Annotated in this window: 1 protein-coding gene; it reads right to left on the reverse strand. The window is 41.5% G+C overall.

Translation table 11 applies throughout. The features are described from left to right. On the reverse strand, window positions 1–248 hold a 248-nt coding region (locus tag AC3II9_RS22235), incomplete at both ends, for an HAD hydrolase-like protein (protein ID WP_489158919.1).

Consider the following 248-nt stretch of genomic DNA (forward strand, 5'->3'; position numbering starts at 1 on the left):
TGGTTGCCAAGTCGTTGAGCACGACTTTGGGCTGAATGGTTTTTAATTTTTCAGCCGATGTATAACCCCAACCTACCGCAGCAAAATCAATGCCTGCTTTATGTGCAGCTTCGCCATCAGTCGTTTGGTCGCCGACATAAATGGCTTGGTTTTTATTTAAATTCAAAATGTTGAGAACACGCTTAATTCGTTGAGCTTTGCCAAATATAGACGAGCCACCATCAATATGGCTAAAAAGTTCACATAGT

Source organism: Lysinibacillus sp. RU7, assembly GCF_057837305.1.